General features: G+C 70.0%; 20 protein-coding genes. 10 read left to right on the top strand and 10 right to left on the bottom strand.

The window, feature by feature from the left end:
• Positions 1-33: 33 nt before the first annotated feature.
• Together FHR33_RS43555 and FHR33_RS43550 are read right to left on the bottom strand one after the other, a co-directional pair.
• Entirely contained in the window at positions 34-1,017 is a 984-nt protein-coding gene (locus tag FHR33_RS43555) for a tyrosine-type recombinase/integrase (protein ID WP_183660968.1), read from the bottom strand.
• 10 nt (positions 1,018-1,027) lie between these two features.
• Complete coding sequence (locus FHR33_RS43550) at positions 1,028-2,674, bottom strand: acetolactate synthase large subunit (protein ID WP_183660966.1); 1,647 nt, start codon at positions 2,672-2,674, stop codon at positions 1,028-1,030.
• 40 nt (positions 2,675-2,714) lie between these two features.
• Between FHR33_RS43550 and FHR33_RS43545 the strand changes: the two genes are divergently transcribed.
• Together FHR33_RS43545 and FHR33_RS43540 are read left to right on the top strand one after the other, a co-directional pair.
• Entirely contained in the window at positions 2,715-4,145 is a 1,431-nt protein-coding gene (locus FHR33_RS43545; RefSeq protein WP_183660964.1) for a WS/DGAT/MGAT family O-acyltransferase, read from the top strand.
• Positions 4,146-4,155: 10 nt separating this feature from the next.
• The gene (locus FHR33_RS43540) at positions 4,156-5,214 is read left to right on the top strand and encodes a winged helix DNA-binding domain-containing protein (RefSeq protein WP_183660962.1); all 1,059 of its coding nucleotides are present in this window, start codon (positions 4,156-4,158) and stop codon (positions 5,212-5,214) included.
• A 29-nt stretch (positions 5,215-5,243) separates the two neighbouring features.
• On the opposite strand, the gene FHR33_RS43535 is transcribed toward FHR33_RS43540, so the two are convergent.
• Positions 5,244-5,564 carry a GYD domain-containing protein gene (locus FHR33_RS43535; protein WP_183660960.1) on the bottom strand — a complete coding sequence of 107 codons (321 nt, stop codon included), beginning with the start codon at positions 5,562-5,564 and terminating at the stop codon, positions 5,244-5,246.
• A 354-nt stretch (positions 5,565-5,918) separates the two neighbouring features.
• Here FHR33_RS43535 and FHR33_RS43530 point away from each other — a divergent pair, with 354 nt between their 5' ends.
• Positions 5,919-6,431, top strand: coding sequence for a SigE family RNA polymerase sigma factor (locus FHR33_RS43530; RefSeq protein ID WP_183660958.1), 513 nt, complete (start codon positions 5,919-5,921; stop codon positions 6,429-6,431).
• Entirely contained in the window at positions 6,428-7,342 is a 915-nt protein-coding gene (gene mltG, locus FHR33_RS43525; protein WP_183660957.1) for an endolytic transglycosylase MltG, read from the top strand. The genes FHR33_RS43530 and mltG overlap by 4 nt, the downstream gene beginning before the upstream one ends.
• Positions 7,343-7,437: 95 nt before the next feature.
• On the opposite strand, the gene FHR33_RS43520 is transcribed toward mltG, so the two are convergent.
• The 4 genes from FHR33_RS43520 to FHR33_RS43505 form a co-directional block, all read right to left on the bottom strand.
• The gene (locus tag FHR33_RS43520) at positions 7,438-8,394 is read right to left on the bottom strand and encodes a MerR family transcriptional regulator (protein ID WP_183660956.1); all 957 of its coding nucleotides are present in this window, start codon (positions 8,392-8,394) and stop codon (positions 7,438-7,440) included.
• 115 nt (positions 8,395-8,509) lie between these two features.
• On the bottom strand, positions 8,510-9,544 hold the full coding sequence (locus tag FHR33_RS43515; RefSeq protein ID WP_183660954.1) for an alpha/beta fold hydrolase: 1,035 nt from the start codon (positions 9,542-9,544) through the stop codon (positions 8,510-8,512).
• A 28-nt stretch (positions 9,545-9,572) separates the two neighbouring features.
• The gene (locus FHR33_RS43510) at positions 9,573-10,067 is read right to left on the bottom strand and encodes a DinB family protein (protein ID WP_183660952.1); all 495 of its coding nucleotides are present in this window, start codon (positions 10,065-10,067) and stop codon (positions 9,573-9,575) included.
• A gap of 47 nt (positions 10,068-10,114) precedes the next feature.
• Positions 10,115-10,741: an SAM-dependent methyltransferase gene (locus tag FHR33_RS43505; RefSeq protein ID WP_183660950.1), complete on the bottom strand. Its 627-nt coding sequence runs from the start codon at positions 10,739-10,741 to the stop codon at positions 10,115-10,117.
• A gap of 99 nt (positions 10,742-10,840) precedes the next feature.
• Between FHR33_RS43505 and FHR33_RS43500 the strand changes: the two genes are divergently transcribed.
• The 4 genes from FHR33_RS43500 to FHR33_RS43485 all read left to right on the top strand — a co-directional run bounded on the left by FHR33_RS43500 (position 10,841) and on the right by FHR33_RS43485 (position 13,001).
• Positions 10,841-11,434 carry a helix-turn-helix domain-containing protein gene (locus FHR33_RS43500; protein ID WP_221242537.1) on the top strand — a complete coding sequence of 198 codons (594 nt, stop codon included), beginning with the start codon at positions 10,841-10,843 and terminating at the stop codon, positions 11,432-11,434.
• A 79-nt stretch (positions 11,435-11,513) separates the two neighbouring features.
• Positions 11,514-11,744 (top strand): hypothetical protein, encoded by a 231-nt coding sequence (locus FHR33_RS43495; protein ID WP_221242536.1) that lies wholly within the window; start codon positions 11,514-11,516, stop codon positions 11,742-11,744.
• Positions 11,745-11,981: 237 nt separating this feature from the next.
• The gene (locus FHR33_RS43490) at positions 11,982-12,335 is read left to right on the top strand and encodes an STAS domain-containing protein (RefSeq protein ID WP_183660948.1); all 354 of its coding nucleotides are present in this window, start codon (positions 11,982-11,984) and stop codon (positions 12,333-12,335) included.
• 213 nt (positions 12,336-12,548) lie between these two features.
• Positions 12,549-13,001, top strand: coding sequence for an STAS domain-containing protein (locus FHR33_RS43485; RefSeq protein WP_183660946.1), 453 nt, complete (start codon positions 12,549-12,551; stop codon positions 12,999-13,001).
• Positions 13,002-13,173: 172 nt separating this feature from the next.
• On the opposite strand, the gene FHR33_RS43480 is transcribed toward FHR33_RS43485, so the two are convergent.
• Positions 13,174-13,425, bottom strand: a complete 252-nt coding sequence (locus FHR33_RS43480; protein WP_183660944.1) for a hypothetical protein — start codon at positions 13,423-13,425, stop codon at positions 13,174-13,176.
• Positions 13,426-13,645: 220 nt separating this feature from the next.
• Positions 13,646-14,005 (bottom strand): STAS domain-containing protein, encoded by a 360-nt coding sequence (locus tag FHR33_RS43475; protein ID WP_183660943.1) that lies wholly within the window; start codon positions 14,003-14,005, stop codon positions 13,646-13,648.
• A gap of 319 nt (positions 14,006-14,324) precedes the next feature.
• On the opposite strand from FHR33_RS43475, the gene FHR33_RS43470 reads away from it, so the two are divergent.
• Entirely contained in the window at positions 14,325-14,756 is a 432-nt protein-coding gene (locus tag FHR33_RS43470) for a helix-turn-helix transcriptional regulator (RefSeq protein ID WP_312896044.1), read from the top strand.
• Positions 14,757-14,894: 138 nt separating this feature from the next.
• On the opposite strand, the gene FHR33_RS43465 is transcribed toward FHR33_RS43470, so the two are convergent.
• Positions 14,895-16,352, bottom strand: coding sequence for an FG-GAP repeat domain-containing protein (locus FHR33_RS43465; RefSeq protein WP_183660941.1), 1,458 nt, complete (start codon positions 16,350-16,352; stop codon positions 14,895-14,897).
• 145 nt (positions 16,353-16,497) lie between these two features.
• Between FHR33_RS43465 and FHR33_RS43460 the strand changes: the two genes are divergently transcribed.
• Positions 16,498-17,220, top strand: coding sequence for a helix-turn-helix domain-containing protein (locus tag FHR33_RS43460; RefSeq protein WP_183660940.1), 723 nt, complete (start codon positions 16,498-16,500; stop codon positions 17,218-17,220).
• The last annotated feature ends 41 nt before the right edge of the window (positions 17,221-17,261 follow it).

The raw sequence follows: 17,261 nt of genomic DNA, 5'->3' as shown, positions 1-17,261 counted from the left end.
CGAGGAGGAAAATCTTCCGGCGCGTGGCCTGCGTCAGCGCAGCGGTCTGGCCTCGGGGAGCCTGAGCCTGTCGACCGCCTCGCGCCTGGTGTTCTCCGGCCTGCGGTCGTAACGGGCGGTCGTCGCGGGCGAGGAGTGCCCGACCAGCGCCTGAGCGGTCGCGAGGTCCACCCCCGCGTCCAGCAGCTCGCCGATGAAGGTGCGCCTGAAGTCGTGCGCGGTCCGTGGCGAGGCGCCCGCCTCGCCCAGCCGCCTGGCGAGGATGTCGGCGATGCCCTGCCCGGTCAGCGGCACCGGTCGCCCGTCGCGCGTGCGCAGCCGTCCCGCCCTGCTGATCGGGCAGAACAGCGCGCCGGCCGTACGGCCTCTGACCGCGAGCCACCGCTCGAGCAGCCCGATCGCGTCGCCGGTCAGGTAGACCATGCGCTCCTTGTCGCGCTTGCCGCGCACCCGCAGCGACCGCGCGGCGGGGTCGTAGTCGGTCAGGGCCAGCCCCGCGATCTCCGCGCGCCTGCAGCCGGTGGAGTAGAGGGTCGCGATCAGCGCGGCGTCGCGCAGCCCCGCGGGGGAGTCGTCACACGCCGACAGCGCCGCGCCCACCACCTCCGGCGGGACGTGCTGGCCCGTGGGCAGCCTGGTGTGGGTGACGGGCGCCAGGTCGGCGGCGCGGGCGTACTCCTCCGCGCTGATCTGGCCGAGCCGCCAGGCCTCCTTCAGCACCCGCCGCAGCGCCACCAGGTGCTTGTTGACGTAGGCGGGCGACCAGCCCTGCTCGGTGAGCACCGTCCTGATGCGCACGGTGTGCTCGTAGCGCAGCAGGTGCCACGGCATGCCCGCCCCCGTGACCGCCTCGTCGCCGGTCAGCACCCTCGCGATGCGATCGAGGCACCCGCGCATCGTCCTCCTCGACTCGGCGCTGGCCAGTGAGTCGAGGTAGACGTGGTAGGGGTCGGTGGCGGGCGCCTCGGCGATCGCGGGCAGCCGCTGCTCGGCGGCGGGTACGGCGGGCACGTCCATCCCGCCGATCCTAGGACTCCAGGACGTGGGAGAGCGTCTCCGTCAGGGCCAGGTTGGCGGAGTAGTCGACAGGGACGGTGATCACCGACACCCCTTCGTAGGCCAGCGCCTCGCGCAGCGTTGGCAGCAGCTCCTCCGCCGCCCGCACCCGATGGCCCCTGGCGCCGAAGCTCTCGGCGTACCTGACGAAGTCGGGGTTGCCGAAGGCGATGCTGGAGCTGCGTCCGAGCTCCAGGCCCATCTTCCAGTCGATGAGCCCGTAGGCGCCGTCCTCCCAGATCAGCACCGTGATCGGGATCCGCTCGCGCACGGCGGTCTCCAGCTCCTGCGAGTTCATCAGGAACGCGCCGTCGCCCGTGGCGGCCAGCACCCTGCGCGAGGGGAAGGCGAGCTTGGCGGCGATGGCCCCCGGCACCGCGAACCCCATGGACGACAGGCCGTTGGAGACCAGCATGGTGTTGGGCTCGTAGGTCGGGTACATGCGCGACATCCACATCTTCACCGCGCCCGTGTCGGCCAGCACGATGTCGTCGCGCTCCATCGCCTGCCTGATGTCGGCCACGACCCTGCGCGGCGTCAGCGGGAAGCCGTCCTCGCCCTGTCCCCGGGTGAACTCCTCCCTGATGAGCGTGCGGACCTTCTCCACGGTCGGGCTGAGCGTGAAGCGCCGGTGGACGGCCTCGCCGAGCGCGTGCAGCGACCTCGACAGGTCGCCCTGGACGCCGACGGCCACCGGGTAGTGCTCGTCGACCTCCGCGGGGAACTGGTGGATGTGGACGATCTTCTTCGACCGGTCAGGGTTGATCTTGACGGGGTCGAACTCCTGCAGCTCGTAGCCCACGCTGATCAGCACGTCGGCCTCGTCGAAGGCGAAGTTCACGTGGTCGTGCCGCATGAAGCCGAAGGCGCCGAGCGCGTGCCTGTGGTCGTCGGGGAAGACGCCCTTGCCGTTGAAGGTGGTGGCCACGGGGATGCCCAGGTGCTCGGAGAAGCGCACCAGCGCGTCGCGGGCCCCCGCCCTGGCCGCGCCGTGACCGGCCAGCACGATCGGCCGCCTGGCCGTGGCCAGCAGGTCGGCGGCGCGGGCGATCTGGGCGGCGGAGGGGTCGACGGGCCGCACCACGTTCACCGGTAGCGGGCGCGCGTCGTCGGAGACGGGCGCCTTCTCGACGTCCTCGGGGATCGCCAGGTACACCGCGCCAGGACGCTCGGTCTGGGCGATCTTGAAGGCCTTGCGCAGCATCTCGGGCACCGCGGCGGCCGTCGGAACCAGCTCGGCCCACTTGGTGATGGGCCTGAACAGCGACACCAGGTCGACGATCTGGTGCGACTCCTTGTAGATGCGGTCGAGCCCCACCTGCGCCGAGATGGCCACGACCGGGGTGCTGTTGGTGGTGGCGTCGGCGACGCCCAGCTGCAGGTTGATCGCCCCCGGGCCGAGGGTGGCCGAGGCCACACCCGCCTTGCCGGTCAGCCTGCCGTACATCTCGGCCATGAACGCCGCGCCCTGCTCGTGGCGGACGAGGACGTAGCGGATGGAGGAGTCGTTCAACGCGTCGACGAAGTGGATGTTTTCCTCACCCGGGATGCCGAAGACGTACTTCACGCCCTCCGCCTCCAGCGCCCGGACCAGCAGTCTGGCAGCTGTGCTACTCATGCCCTCTGCAGCAAACCCGAAGCCGAGTAAATTTCCTGTCATGGCGCAGCTGACCGCTCTAGACGCCCAGTTCCTCCACTTCGAGACGGCGACCAACGTGGCCAACATCGCCGGCCTGGCCATCCTCGACGGCGACCTCAACAGATCGGACCTGCAGGCGCTGCTGGAACAGCGCCTGCCGCACGTGGCCGCGCTACGGCGCAAGCTGGCCCCCGTGCCCTTGGGTCTCGACCACCCCTACTGGATCAGGGAGGACGACCTCGACCTCGACTACCACGTGAGGGAGATCGGGCTGCCGCCGCCAGGCGACGACAGACAGCTGGCCGAGCAGGTCTCGCGCCTGCACGCGCGCAGGCTCGACAGAGGCAGGCCGCTGTGGGAGATCTACCTGATCCACGGCCTGGGCGACGGCCGCATGGGCCTCTACACCAAGATCCATCACGCTGCGGTCGACGGGGTCGGCGGCGCGGACGTGCTGGCGGCGCTGCTCGACCTGTCGCCCACACCCGCGCCGCCGCCCGAGGGCGAGCCCGAGCCGGACGAGCCGGCCCCGAGCAGGACCGCGATGGTGGGCAGGGCGCTGACCAGGCTGGCCGCCAACCCCGCCCAGGCGGTACGGTTCGCGGCCAGGGCGGTGCCGCACCTGGACGAGATCCCCGTGGTGTCGAAGGTGCCTGGCGTAGAGCTGGTCTCGGGGCTGGCGCGCAGGGTGGCGGGCGCGGGCGACGCGCCCGGACTGCCCGCGCTGCCCGCGCCGCGCACCCCCTTCAGCGGCCCCATCTCCGCGCACCGGCGCTTCGCCTTCGTGTCGCTTCCGCTGGAGGAGATCAAGGAGGTCCGCAAGGCGTTCGGGGTGACGGTCAACGACGTGGTCATGACGGTGTGCGCGGGAGCGCTGCGCCAGTGGCTGGCCGCGCACGGCGGGGTGCCCGACCGGCCGCTGGTGGCGGGCGTGCCGTTCTCGGTGCGCGAGGTGGGGGAGGCGCGCAGGGGCAACCAGGTCACGATCATGACCGCGCCGCTCGCCGTCCACGTCGAGGACCCGGTCCAGCGCCTGGAGGAGGTGCGCGTCTCCATGCAGCGCATCAAGGACAGGTTCTCGCTGGCCCCCGCCCGCTGGCTGAGGGAGTTCAGCGAGTCGATGCCCGCCGCGCTGATGGGCCTGGCCTCGCGTTCGGCCTTCGGCCTGGTGGGGCAGACCTCGCCGCCCATCAACGTGGCCATCTCCAACGTGCCGGGCCCGCAGTTCCCGCTCTACGTGTGCGGGGCCAGGCTGCTGACGCACTACCCGGTGTCGGTGATCACCGACGTGAGCGGCGGCGTGAACATCACCTGCTTCTCCTACGACGGCTCGCTGGACGTCGGCGTCGTCACCGACCGCACCATGATCCCCGACGCGTGGGAGATCACCGGCAGGCTTCGCGACGCGCTCGACGAATTGCGGAACGAAGCCTTCCGCATTGGGCCGTAGCGTTGGTCTCATGAAGCTGACGCGCAGGACTCTCAATCACACCGCACTCCACCGGCAGCTCCTGCTGCGCCGCTCCACGATGTCGCCGATCGAGGCGATCCGCAGGCTGGTCGCGGTGCAGGGCCAGGAGATCAACGCGCCCTACCTCGGGCTGTGGTCGCGGCTGTCGGGCTTCGCCCACGACGACCTGTCCGACCTGCTGTACGGCGGGCAGGTCGTGCGCGGCTCCCTGCTGCGCGCCACCCAGCACCTGACCGCCGCCGACGACTACGTGTGGGTGCGCCCCCTCATGCAGGCCAGGTTCAGCAGGGCGAGCCAGAGCGCCTTCGCCAAGGTGACCGAGGGCGTGGACAGGGACGAGCTGGCGGCGCTGGCCAGGCGGCACCTGACCGGCCGCACGCTGACCCGCCCGCAGCTGCGCGACCTGCTGGCAGAGCGCTGGCCCGAGGCGGACGCGCTCGCGCTCGGCTGGCTGGCCCAGTCGTTGCTGGCGGTGGTGCACACCCCGCCCAACGGCATCTGGGGCAGGGGAGGGGCCACGCCGTTCACCCTGGCCGAGGAGTGGATCGGCAGGCCGCTGGAGACCACGCTCTCGCCCGAACGGCTGGTCGAGCGGTACCTTGCCGCCTTCGGCCCCGCCGGCGTCAAGGACGTCCAGATGTGGTCGGGGCTGAGCAGGCTGCGCGAGGTCGTCGAGGGAATGCCGCTGCGCCGCTACACCGACGAGGAGGGGCGCGTCCTGTACGACCTGCCCGACGCCGAGCTCGCCGACGAGGACACGCCCGCGCCGGTGCGGCTGCTGCCCTCCTTCGACAATCTCGTGCTCGCCTACGACGACCGCACCAGGCTGATGGCCGACGAGCACCGCAGGCAGGTGTGCGTGGGCTCGGTGACCCACCCGGTGATCCTGGTCGACGGCTTCGTCGCCGGGATGTGGTGGCTGACCAGGACGGGTCTGCGGATCCAGCCCTTCGGCGCGCTGCCCGACGAGGTCATGGCGGAGGCCAGGCGGCTGCTGGAGTTCGCCGGCCAGAAGGAGGCCGCCATCGAGATCGCTCCGCAGGGTTGATCGCCGCCCGCCTCGGCGGGCTGCCGTCGTCAGGTTCCGGGAGCCCGGTACTCCACCTCCTGCCTGACGGCCTCGTCGATCTCCTCCGACGTCAGGAGGACGACCGTCTTCGTGCGTGCTCCGCCGGCCGCCGACACCCTGAGACCCAACGCGGCCGAAGCGACGTTGCCGGGCAGGTCGACGACGACGTAGACGTCGCTCTCGCCGAACGCGTAGTACATCTGCTCGACGCGGCCCCCGAGACTCTCGGCCATGCGCTCCACCGCCTGGCGCCGTCCGGTGCCTCCTTCCCGGAGCACCCCCTTGAGGCCGTCCACGGTGTAGCTCGCCTGAATGAGGTATTTGGGCATGATGGAACCCCTTCCCGAACCGCCGCTCCTTCGGGAACGGCCATGAACGTGGTCACGTGGACGACGTTCTCGGCTTCGGTTGACGCTAAGCCCACCCGGTGCACAGGTTTCCACCTGGATCTCCACCTCGAAGGCCTGGTCGCCACCGCAGGGCGAGGCGCGGGTGAAGGCTCAGATCTCCTCTTCGGCACAGCCGGGGCGTTCTGTCCGTGCTGGGTTGATTTCGGTCTCCGACCGTGAGGGTTCTGCTCGGGCAGGGCCGCGCAGGCGCCGGGGCGCCTGACATTTTCCGGCACCCGGCATAGTTCCGTGGCGCCCGCTCGTCCTTGGTGGGTGACATCAAGAGGAGGACGGGTGGATCCAGGCTTTGAGGCGGCTCTGCGGCAGTTCGTCATCGACAGGTCGAGTGCGCTGTTCCGCACGGCGTACCTGCTGACCGGCGACCGGCACGCCGCCGAGGACCTCGTCCAGTCGGCCCTGGCGAAGACGGCCGCGCGGTGGCGCGGCCTGCGCGACGCCGAGGCCATCGAGGGATACGTCCGCCGCACCATGTACCACGAGCAGGTGAGCCGGTGGCGCCGCCGGTCGCGGGTCGTGGAGGTGAGCACGGACGAGCGGCTCGACCGGGCCGGCGACGGGCACGCCGAGGCCGCGGACCTGCGCGTGACGATGCGGGCGGCGCTGTCCCGGCTGACGCCCCGGCAGCGGACCATGCTCGTCCTGCGCTACTTCGAGGACAAGTCGGAGACCGAGATCGCGCGCCTGCTGGGCGTGCGGGTGGGCTCGGTCCGCAGCCAGATCTACCGATCGCTGGAGCGGCTGAAGAAGTCCGCCCCCGAACTGAGCACTGTGAGGGAGTTCCGTTGAACGTCGAGAACCTGCTGCGTGAGACCCTCGCCGACATGGCGGACGAGCAGGTGCCGCCGCCCCCGGCCCGCTTCCTCCCCAACCGCCCTGCCCGCCGGAGGGGCGCCGCCCTGGCGGCCGCGGTCACCGTCGTCGCCCTGGCCTTGGGCGGCACGATCGCCGTCAGGACCCTCTCGCCCGAGGCAGGTCGCCCGGAGGCACCCGTGGCCGCGCGTCCCGAGCCGGAGCGGACGCACAAGATGACCATCAATGAGGGATGGCGGGTCGCCCGCTTGTTCGACAACCTCTCCCGCGCGACCGGCGAGCCCGCGGAGTCGTTCGCGCGGGCCGCCGAGGACGGCAGGGCACTGGGCCTGCCTCCGTACGCCAAGGGCAGGCTGGAGGGCTTCGCCCACCCCGGCACGTACAGTTTCGCCGACTCCGCCACCCCCGCCGCGATCCTGACCGAGATGGTGGCCCGGTTCCGCGAGACGGCGGACGAGCTCGGCCTGGCCTCCCGACGCGCCCCCTTGGACGTCGTCATCATCGCCAGCCTCGTCCAGGCCGAATCGCCCACCGAGGCCGACATGCCGAAGGTGGCCCGCGTCATCCACAACCGCCTGGCCCGCGGCATGCTGCTGCAGCTCGACAGCACCGTCCTCTACGGCCTCGGCAGGTACCGCGGCGACATCACGACCGAGGACCTGAAGGTGCGTTCGCCGTACAACACCTACCGCCATCGCGGTCTGCCTCCGGGGCCCATCTCCAACCCCGGTGAGGCCGCGCTCAAGGCCGCTCTCCACCCGGCCGCGGGACCCTGGCTCCATTTCGTGGTCACCGATCCGAAGCGTGGCACCTTGGGGTTCGCCACGACCGGGGAGGAGTTCGCCGAGCTCGCCGAACGCGCCGCACGGGCGCGGCTGTCGGGTTAGCGCGTCGCGCACGAGCGGCAGCCGCCCGCACACCGACCCCGATCGGCTCTGGCTGACGGTGCTGTCTCGACCGATCCTGTGGGGCCGGAAACCGATCAGGCGGGGTTGTCCTTCAGCCAGGCGAGAACCTGCTGGGCGTGCTCGTTCGGTGGGAAGATCGGGTAGAAGACGTGCTCGATCTTCCCGCCGCGGATGATGAGCGTCAGCCGCCGGTAGAAGTGCTCTCCATCGGCCTGGAAGGTCGGCAGCCGGAGTGCCTTGGCGAGCCGGAACTCGGCGTCGGAGAGCATGGCGTAGGGAAGCCGTAGCCGATCCACGACTCCTTGCAGGTAGTCGGTGGTCTGGATGGACATCCCGTGCACGCTGACCGCGCCGGCGGCAGTGAGATCCTCGTAGTGGTCCCGGAAATCGCAGGCCTCGGGGGTGCAGCCGCGGGCTCCGGGGATGTTGTCCCAGCCTTGGGGCAGGTCGACGTCCGGGGTGCCGATGAGCGGAAAGACGTACAGGACATGACGGCCCTCTTCCAGGGCGTGGAGCCGGACCGGGTCGCCGCCGGTGCTGGGCAGCGTGATCTCCGGCAACGCCGTCCCCGGTAGGTGACGAGCGGCTCCGTCGTCCTGGGGAACGGGGAGGTCTGTGGGGAGTTCGTGCAGATTGGCCATCTTTGTCTGCTCCAGGTCACGTGGGGAGATGGGGAAGTTGCGGGCGGCGGCGCTTCGCAGCCGGGCGATCAGTTCGGTCCTGCGCTCGGTGAGAGCGTCGATCCTCATGGTCAGCTCGTCGATCGCGGCGCGATACCCGGCCAGCGACGAGGGACAGTCATCGGCGTGCTCATGACCGACGTCCAGGCATTCCAGGAACGGCCGGGTCCGGTCCGCCGAGATGCCCAGCCGGGTGAGCGCACGGATCTCGCGGACCCGCCGGAGGTCGTCCGCCGAGTAGTCGCGATAGCCGTTGTCGAGCCTGACCGGGGTGACCAGTCCCAACGATTCGTAGTAGCGAACCGCCTTGGTGCTCACTCCCGCCTTGCGTGCGAGTTCACTGATCTTCATCTGCATTCACCTGCGGAAACCTTAAACCTTGCCCTTGAGGGCAAGGTCAAGCCCTACTGGCCTTCTGGGTTGCTCCAGACCAGCAGGCAGGTCGAAGTCAGCAAGGCGCCCCCTGCTAACTGTTCCCGTCAAGGAAACGCACCAGCTCCGCGGTGACGAACCGGGGGTTCTCCTCGACGAGCCAGTGCCCTGCGTGCGGCACGTCCACCGCGCGTACGATCTTGGTCATGCGCGGGGCCACGGTGGAGCGGATCCCGTCGAGCTGCCCCTGGGCGGTCATGAGCAGCGTCGGGACACGTACCGGTGCCGCTGCCGCTGTGTCGCGGACGTCCTTGTCGAGGGCGCGATAGAGCTCGAAGCCGCCAGACAGGACCTCCGGCCGGCTGTAGGTCCGTGCGTACTCGTTGATCTCGGTGTCGGTGAACGGGGACCGGTCTGAGGTGCCACCGAACGCCGTTCCGCCGAAGGAGACCTGGGGGTAGAACAGTGCCAGGTACTCGCGGACGTCGTCGGCTACGACCGCCTCGGGGACCCGTCGCTGGGAGTGGAAGGCGATGTGCCAGCTCAGTGAGCGGTACGTGGACGCATCGATCGCGGGCCCGGCCAGCGGCAGGTCGAAGTAGCCGAGGCGTGCGGTGTCGTCGGGGAATTGGCTGGCGTACTGGAATGCTACTGCGGCGCCGAAATCGTGGCCGACGACGGCGGCGTCCCGGATCTTGAGCCGGTCGGCGATCAACGTGTGCACGTACCGCGCCAGGGTGGCCTTGTCGTAGCCGGTCGGTGAGCCGTTGCTGTCGCCCAGTCCCGGAAGGTCGACAGCGTAGACGGTGTGGTGTTCGGCGAGTGCCGGCATGATCGGCCACCAGCCGTACCAGGTCTGGGGCCACCCGTGGATCAGCACCACCGGTGTGCCGCTGCCGCCGGTCACGTAGTGCATGCGGACGCCGTCGACATCGGCGAACTCGTGTCGGAAGGTTTTCTTGAACTCCGGGTCGTCCTGGGTGGCGACGGCGTAGGGGGCGACGTTCGTCGCGGTCGGCGTGGAACAGGCTGCGATGCCCATCGCGAGCAGAAGGGTGAGCATGACGGTCGCCACCGTGCGCGCGGATCGGAGGAGGCGGCGCGACAACGGCGGGGTTGCGGTCTTCATGTGTTCCTGTCCTGGAGAAGGTGTGGGATCAGCGTCCGGTCGTGCCGTCGATCAGTTCGCGGAGGATGTCCGCGTGGCCCGCGTGGCGGCCGGTCTCCTCGATCATGTGGGTGAGTGCCCAGCGGACGCTGGGAGCGGGGCGGTTCGGCCGCGATCGAGGGACAGGCGCGCCGAGATCGGTGCACCCGTCGAGCACGTCGTTCGCACGCTCGACCGTCTCGCGGTAGCGGGCGACGACGTCGGCCACGCTGTCCTCTGGTGCGGCATGGAAGGTCGCCTGCCAGTCGGTGACGTCGTCCCCGAGGAACATCGAGCGTTCGACGAACGTCAGGTGGTTGAGCAGGCCGAGCAGGTTCGTGCCCGACGGCACAGCGGCCGTTCGCACCGCCGGTTCGGGCGCACCCTCGACCTTCGCGGCGGCCGAGGCGCGGAGGTAGCCGAGGAATCCGCGCAGGACCTCAGCCTCGCTGCTCCCGGTCCGGGGCGGCGGAGTGTCGCGGCGGCGGCGCACGGTGTTGGGCATAGTGGTCTCCTCTCTTCGTGGGGTGGGGGGCGGCGCTGTTCGCCGTGTCAGGCGCTGCGGCGGATGAGCAGCACGTGGTCGGTGACCTCGGCGGTGCGCCCGCCCGGCCCGGTCGCGATCCTGCGGGGTGCGTCGGCCCGCTCGACCATCCACGTCGCCGCGTCCAGACCGATACCCGCCGCCACCTCCCGCGGGCTCGGATACCGGACGTCGGGATCCTGGTTCCACGACCACGGCGCGGTCGAACCGTGGTCCACGATCAGCAGGCGCCCATCCGGGCGCAACGCGTGCGCGGCCGAGCGCAGGACGGCCGCTCTGTCCAGGTCGAAGGGCGTGTGCAGATAGTGGGCGCAGATCAGGTCGAACTCACCGTGCGGGAACGAGCTGCGTAGGTCGTGCGGCACGGCGGTCACGCGATCGCCCAGGCCGTGTGCGTCGGCGAGTGCCGCGAGCCGCTCGACCGCCACGGCCGAGATGTCGGCGGCGGTGACGTGCCACCCCTGTCCGGCGAGCCACAGCGCGTCACCACCGGCGCCGCATCCGAGGTCCAGCGCGTCGCCGGGCGGCAGGCCCGTGACCGTCTCGGTGAGACGGACATTCGGCCGTGGATCGGTGGCCGCCGGTCGCGCCGCGTACACGCCGTCCCAGAACATGACCGCATCACCGGTCTTCATGGAGGCTCCTTCCGTCGGTGTCCGCTCAGTCTGGCCAGGCACCCACCGATCTGGCACGAAATCTTGCGGTTCTGGCAAGATGGCACCGTGGAACATGAGATGGACGAGGTACTCGCCGCAGTGGGGCCGCGACTTCGTGCGCTGCGTCGTCACCGCGGCATCACCCTCGCCGACCTCGCCACGACAACCGGCGTGTCGGAGAGCACCCTGTCCCGCCTTGAGAGCGGTCAGCGCCGCGCGACCTTGGAGTTGCTGCTGCCGCTGGCCCGCACGTACAACGTTCCGCTGGACGACCTCGTAGGCGCCCCGCGCACCGGCGACCCCCGGATCCACCTCACGCCGATCCGGAGGTTCGGGATGACCTTCGTGCCGCTGTCCCGGCGACCGGGCGGGGTACAGGCGTTCAAAATGATCATCCCTGCCCAGCTGGAACCGTCCGTACCGACCCCGCAGACCCACGACGGCTTCGAATGGCTGTACGTGCTGAACGGACGCCTGCGGCTCATCCTCGGCGAGCGCGACCTGACGTTGCCGGCCGGTGAGGCAGCCGAGTTCGACACGTCCTTGCCGCACTGGCTGGGCAGTGCCGACGGCGGCGTTGTCGAGCTTCTCATCCTGTTCGACCCGCAAGGGATGCGTACGCACATACACGCCGACCCCCATCGGCCGTCTCACGGGGTGAGCCAGCGGTGAACGCAGCGAGAGATTTCGGTGTTCGCGCTCGGGAAAGATCCGCTACTTCGACTTCTCGACCTTCCCCGCCTGCCGCATCGTGCAGGTCCAGTGGGCCGCCCGCGAGTATCGCGCTCGGCTTCGTGACAGCGACCCCGCCGTGACCAGCGCGCTCATCGGCCCCCGCGCGCTGGACCACCTGCACTCGCAACTCGCCGCCGCGGACACCACGCTCTCCGCCGACCTACACGACGCCATCGTCGCGATCGCCGTACACGAAATGAACGACACCCCGCCCGCGCTGCTTGACCCGTCACTGCGCCGCCGCTGATCGTCACCGCGACGTCCACCACACCGTCTCCCGCGGTCCCTAGGTGACATCTCGGTGGCTATCGGGGCGGTGGCCCGCGACTACGCGCGTCGGGGGAGGGACGCCGGCGCAGCAGCACGTACACCTGCTGCTGTGAGATCCCCAGATCGGTGGCCGCCGGCGGGAGTCTCGCGCGCACGCCTCCAGTGGCCCGCAACCCTCGACATCTGCTCTTGATCACCGGGTTATGGTTGGGCGGTGAAGGCTCTCGTGCTCGGCTGCCAGCACCTTCCCGGCGTCACGCTGATCACCGTGGCCGGGCAACTGGACACGATCACCAGCGGCCAGTTGGACGGCTTCATCCGCCAGGTCCGCCGTCGGCCAGAAGAGCATGTGGTGCTCGACCTGACCGAGCTGTCCTTCATGGACAGCAGCGGACTACGGGTGATGCTCACCACCCACTCCTACAGCGCCCAGCACGGCGGCAGCCTGCGCCTGGCGGCGCTGCGGCCCGGTCCGGCCCGACTGCTGCACATCGCCAGCCTGGAGTCCCATCTGTCGATCTACGCCAGCGTGCAGGACGCGCTCGCCGACGCCTTCGCCACCGAGTAGGGCCCGGCCGCGCTCGCGGATGGTGGTGATCAGCCGGTAGGTCGGAGTCGTCGCCGGTGTGCATACGCAGGCGGACGGAGAAGCGGCCGGCGCCCTGGGCGACGACGAGTTCGTCGCACAGCCGACCCATGAGCCACAGGCCGTAGCCGCTGCGGGCATGAAACGGCGGCCGGGGGCGGTGTCCGGGACTTCGCCTTCCGGCCTTGGAGGAGCATGACCCAGTACACAAGGGTGCGTTCTTCCTGCTCGTGCCAGGGCAGTGCCTGGGAGGGGGTGGTGATCGTGGGCCTGGGGGGTGGACCGGGGGAGTTGCTGCGCGTCACCGTGCGCCGCGATCGCTCGGCTGTCGTGGTGGCCCTGAAGGGTGAGCTGGACCTGCACACCCAGCCGCTGGCCGAAGACGCGTTCGCCCAGGTGCTGACCGAGACGGCGCCGCACCCGTCGGGTGTGATCGCGGACCTGTCGGAGCTGACCTTCTGCGACTCCACCGGACTGAGCGCGCTGATCAGCGCCCGGCATCGCCTGGCGGCGGACGGCAGGCCGCTGGTGCTGGCCGGCGTGCACGACCGGGTCACACAGGTTCTCAGCCTCACCGGCCTGGATCGGGTCTTCGGTTGCTACGCCACAGTGGCCGAGGCGGCATCCGCCCTGGACCAGGACGGATGAGCGGGCTGTGGCGGCCCTGGCCACGCGGCGGGCATTCGGGGCTCGAGCGACATGGGTGACCGTCGTCCTCGTGGACACGTCCCAGACCCCCACCCTGATGGCAGCCGCAAAGCGACCGGGCCGAGGCCGAACTGCTCGACCGGCTCGCAGAGCATGCCATCGGCCCCATCGGCTACGAGGTGAGCGGCTGGCCGATGTGCAGCTGCTGGCGCTCCAGGCGATCCACCATGAGCCGCGCCATGGCCACGACCAGGTGGGGGATCATGGAGTGGATCTGCGCACCCGTACACCGCCACGAGAACATGTGCGCGTAGTACCGGGCGCCGTCGTCTCCGGACAGCAGCGACGAGACCCAGAAGTAGAGGCTGGGGGCGAGCGCGGTCAGCATGGCCGCGGCCCAGAGCATCCATGATCGTCGGGACACGAGAGGGAAGCCTAGAGGAGTGGCTGGACTGGAAACAGGCAAAGCCTTGTCACCGGCCTGGAGACGGCCGATGGGGGCTGACACCTCGACCCGGACGATGAAGTCGGGCGGCGCGTCTCCAGCCGGCGGTGGCCGGGTCGACGCCGGCCACGAACCAGGTGTCACACATCAGACGGCGGCGACCGATCCGATCCTGCAGAAGCAGCACGGCCGGCCGTGGTCAGGGCAGGGCAAGGCCGACCAGGTGCAGCAGCCGCAGCAACTGGGCCGGAGGGTTGGCGATACGGGCCCGGCCGTCGCGGCATAGGTCGATCAACATGCGCAGGCCGGCCACGTCGACGAAGTCAAGGTGTTCACAGTCGATGACGAGCGGGTCGTCGTCTCGGCCGGCACGGCGAAGAGTGTCAGCCGCTGCCCGGTGGTTGGCCGCGTCGAGTTCGCCGATCAGGCGGACGGCGGCCGAGGATGGTCGCGGGGTGTAGGTGATGCGCAAGTGGTCATCGAGGTAGAGCACCGCCACGACGTACTCGCAGGACCCGGGCTCGGGCGTGCTGGCGGGGCTGTCACCGTAGGAGGTCATGGGGGCCGGGGTGCGAGGGCGGTACCGGACGCGCGACGTGGCAAGGGGCGGCCGGTCCAGGGCCCTCGCCTGCACTGTCGAGGTTTGTGCTGTCGGGGTCTGCGCTGACGGGAGTTGCGCGGCGATACCAGCGCACTGGTGTGTAATGGCAGCCATCGAAGACCTCCCGACACTGCTGTGCAGTTGATGTTCGCGCCACAGCGTAATAGAAGAAGCCGCATACCGGAAACCTTCTTCCGGTGTGGCTCTCATGATAGAAGCGGTTCCATGCCCGGCCCGAATGCACGGGCCTCCCGACCTCTGGCCGGAAAGACGGAAAGTGAGCAGCTCTGACGACCGGTCCGCCTGGACCTTCCTGACCCACCACGCACGCGTCCTGATGGAGATAGCCCGAAACCCACACGCACGGCTGCGCGACATCGCCGCCGGCATCGGCATCACCGAACGCGCCGTCCAAGGCATCGTGTCCGACCTGCACCAGACCGGCTACGTCACCCGTGAGAAGGTGGGCCGCCGCAACCACTATCGGGTCAACCCCGACCAGCACTTCCGCCATCCAGCCGAGGCGAACCTGCCCATCAGGCTGCTCATCGACATGTTCGCCCAACACGACCTGTCCAGCGGCACCGAACCAGCCGCCGCGCCGGCCCACGAATCCTCCGCGGGCGGGCGCACCGCCGACCCGGACGGTCAGTCGGTGCTCGAAGCCGACACCCCGCCCTCGACATCATCGACAGAACTGATCGTTTAGTGCGGATGCCTGTCTCTGACGCCCGGGCCGCGGCCGATGCGGTTCCAGCGCGTCGGCAACCGCGTGCTTACCGCGCTTCGCGCAGGTAACCTGCATATCCGTCGTGGCCCAGGAAGGGCTCGTGGACATCGCCGGTTCTCAAGGCGTCATGACCATGCCGAACGTGATGTAGCCCGGTGCGAGGCCCAACTGGCGGGGGTGGACCACCTGTGCGGCGGTGGTCGAGACGCCGGTGGCCGAGCCGCGCAGGACGGCCAGCATGCCGGCTTTGCCGTTCTTGTCGGGGACGCCGATGATGACCTCGCCCTTGCCGTCACCGGTGATGTCGATGATCCTGATCTCCTCGCCGAAGCGGTCACCGGCCTCGGACTGCTCACCGATCGGGTCGGCGAGCGCGGCCGCGGCAGGCGTGGGGTTCGGCGCCGAGACGGGGCCGATGCCGTCCTGGGTGATGAGCTGGGCGTTCGCGAGCACCGGGCCGCGGGTGGGGCCTGCGGAACCGGGGATCAGCACGATCGCGCCCGCTCTGAATTGGCCGGAAACGGTGGCGTTGGGAGTGCCGATGGCGATTTCGGCAGCGCCGTCACCGTTGACGTCGCCCACCGCCAGGCCGCGGCCGACCAGAGGGTCGGGGTCGAACCAGTCAAGGTCGTGTGCGGAGAAACCGGGATGGCTGGCAGGACCGGAGGCCGAGCCGTACCAGACCTGCAGGGAGCGGGTGCTCGGGGTGGTCATGACCACGTCGAGATGGCCGTTGCCGTCGACGTCGCCCATCGCCACCCGGGAGTCGAGTCGCGGGCAGCCCAGGAAGTTCCTGGTGTCCGGTTTGCAGAGGGCCTCCCAGCCCCAGGCCTTGTCGCTGATGCTCAGCGGTTGTTGCTTGGGGTCGTCGATGAGCCACAGGTAGGCGGATTCCTTGCCGTTGTAGCGCCTGCTGGCGATGACCGACATCTCCAGCTTGCCGTCGCCGTCGACGTCCCCGGTGGCGGCCGACTTGACCGAGACATCGCTGTCGGGGAAGCCGAACCCCCGGGTGATCGTCGATGCGTCCCTGTTGTACCAGCCGCCGACAACGGACTGATGGTTGCCGTTATCCCATGCGCCGACGATGTCGCCTCCCGGCTGGTCGTCGAACTGACCCAGCGTCACCCCCACGGGGTTGAGGGTGGGATTATTGCCGTGGTACTCGATCTCGGTGACTCCCTGGGGCGTCCAGGATTGGACGCGCATGCCGTCATCGGCGGCGAAGAGCAGGTCGGTCCTGCCGTCGGCGTCGAGGTCACCCGCGGACACCTGCCGACCCCACAAGTAGCAGCGGCGCCCGTTCGGGGCCGTACAGCCGACCGGGGGCCTGCGGCTCCAGTGGCCGTCGAACCCGTCCGGGCCGCCGTACAGGACCGTGACCAGACCCCTGTTCCAGCTTCCGTCCTCGCCGGCGTAGTTCGGGCTGCCGAGGGCCAGGTCGTTGTAGCCGTCGCCGTTGAAGTCGGTGTTCTTCGGGGTGGGCGTGGCTGCCTGCGCCTGACCCGCCGGGAGGGCCAGGGCCGCCACCAGGGCGAGCAGCACCGCCGACCGCGTGATTTTCTTGGCATGCATGGCACGTACTGTGCGCGCTGCCGCTTGTGGATCACTTGGAGGTGGACGGCTTGCATGCTCAGCCGACCTTTCTGCGGGCGCGTGCGCGGCGTTACCCCCATCCGTTTCTCCCCGGTCTTCTCCTGAGCTTCCAAAGGAGGCGCTGATGCCGCTGCCCACGCCCCGGTGGCGAGGCTGGGTGACGATCAAGCCGGGCCGGCTGTACTACGGCGGCCATATCGGCGCGGGCAGCCTGCACTCCCACCACGCCGTGCAACTCCTGATCGGGGACGATCTCATCCTGGCCGGCGCCGACGGCGCCGAGCACGCCATGACAGCAGCACTCATTCCGGCCAACACCCCGCACGCGATCGTCCGCGGCTCGGCCGACGCGCTGCTCGCCCTGATCGACCCGGCGGCCCATGCCGGGCCGGCACTCGACCGGACGCGAACCGGCTCGGCCGCCGCCTGGCACATCGATCTGGACGTGCCCGCCCAGCGTGACCTGCCCTCGCTGCACGCGCTGGTCACCACCGTGACCGGGGCGGCACCACCAAGGCCAGGCCATCCCGTGCTGACCGAAGCAGCGCAGATCATCGAAAGAATGCTGCCCGCCCAGGTGCGGCTCGGCGACGTCGCGACCGGCGTGCACCTGTCGGAGAGCAGGCTGTCCCACCTGTTCACCGGCGAGTTCGGCCTGCCGTTTCGGCCGTATGTGCTTTGGGCACGCCTGCGCGCGGCCCTGGCGGCGCTGTCGGAGGGCGCCTCGCTGACCGAGGCCGCGCACACGGCCGGGTTCGCCGACGCCGCCCACCTGACCCGCACCGTGCGCCGCATGATGGGCGACGCCCCCTCAGCCCTGGCCGACGGCGTGCGGTGGCTGTCTTAGCAGGTTCGTTCAAGCCCCGCCGCCGCTCCAGTAGGCAGGCT

The organism is Nonomuraea dietziae (genome assembly GCF_014195505.1).
Taxonomy (GTDB): Bacteria; Actinomycetota; Actinomycetes; order Streptosporangiales; family Streptosporangiaceae; genus Nonomuraea; species Nonomuraea roseola.
The sequence above is the reverse complement of the archived record's forward strand: the minus strand, read 5'-3'. Positions and strand labels throughout refer to the sequence as shown.

Bases quoted from the DNA above. Each gene is read 5' to 3' on its own strand.
- FHR33_RS43555 (WP_183660968.1), bottom strand. From the start codon at position 1,017: ATGGACGTGCCCGCCGTACCCGCCGCCGAGCAGCGGCTGCCCGCGATC.
- FHR33_RS43550 (WP_183660966.1), bottom strand. From the start codon at position 2,674: ATGAGTAGCACAGCTGCCAGACTGCTGGTCCGGGCGCTGGAGGCGGAG.
- FHR33_RS43545 (WP_183660964.1), top strand. From the start codon at position 2,715: ATGGCGCAGCTGACCGCTCTAGACGCCCAGTTCCTCCACTTCGAGACG.
- FHR33_RS43540 (WP_183660962.1), top strand. From the start codon at position 4,156: ATGAAGCTGACGCGCAGGACTCTCAATCACACCGCACTCCACCGGCAG.
- FHR33_RS43535 (WP_183660960.1), bottom strand. From the start codon at position 5,564: ATGCCCAAATACCTCATTCAGGCGAGCTACACCGTGGACGGCCTCAAG.
- FHR33_RS43520 (WP_183660956.1), bottom strand. From the start codon at position 8,394: ATGAAGATCAGTGAACTCGCACGCAAGGCGGGAGTGAGCACCAAGGCG.
- FHR33_RS43515 (WP_183660954.1), bottom strand. From the start codon at position 9,544: ATGAAGACCGCAACCCCGCCGTTGTCGCGCCGCCTCCTCCGATCCGCG.
- FHR33_RS43510 (WP_183660952.1), bottom strand. From the start codon at position 10,067: ATGCCCAACACCGTGCGCCGCCGCCGCGACACTCCGCCGCCCCGGACC.
- FHR33_RS43505 (WP_183660950.1), bottom strand. From the start codon at position 10,741: ATGAAGACCGGTGATGCGGTCATGTTCTGGGACGGCGTGTACGCGGCG.
- FHR33_RS43500 (WP_221242537.1), top strand. From the start codon at position 10,841: ATGGACGAGGTACTCGCCGCAGTGGGGCCGCGACTTCGTGCGCTGCGT.
- FHR33_RS43485 (WP_183660946.1), top strand. From the start codon at position 12,549: ATGACCCAGTACACAAGGGTGCGTTCTTCCTGCTCGTGCCAGGGCAGT.
- FHR33_RS43475 (WP_183660943.1), bottom strand. From the start codon at position 14,005: ATGACCTCCTACGGTGACAGCCCCGCCAGCACGCCCGAGCCCGGGTCC.
- FHR33_RS43465 (WP_183660941.1), bottom strand. From the start codon at position 16,352: ATGCATGCCAAGAAAATCACGCGGTCGGCGGTGCTGCTCGCCCTGGTG.
- FHR33_RS43460 (WP_183660940.1), top strand. From the start codon at position 16,498: ATGCCGCTGCCCACGCCCCGGTGGCGAGGCTGGGTGACGATCAAGCCG.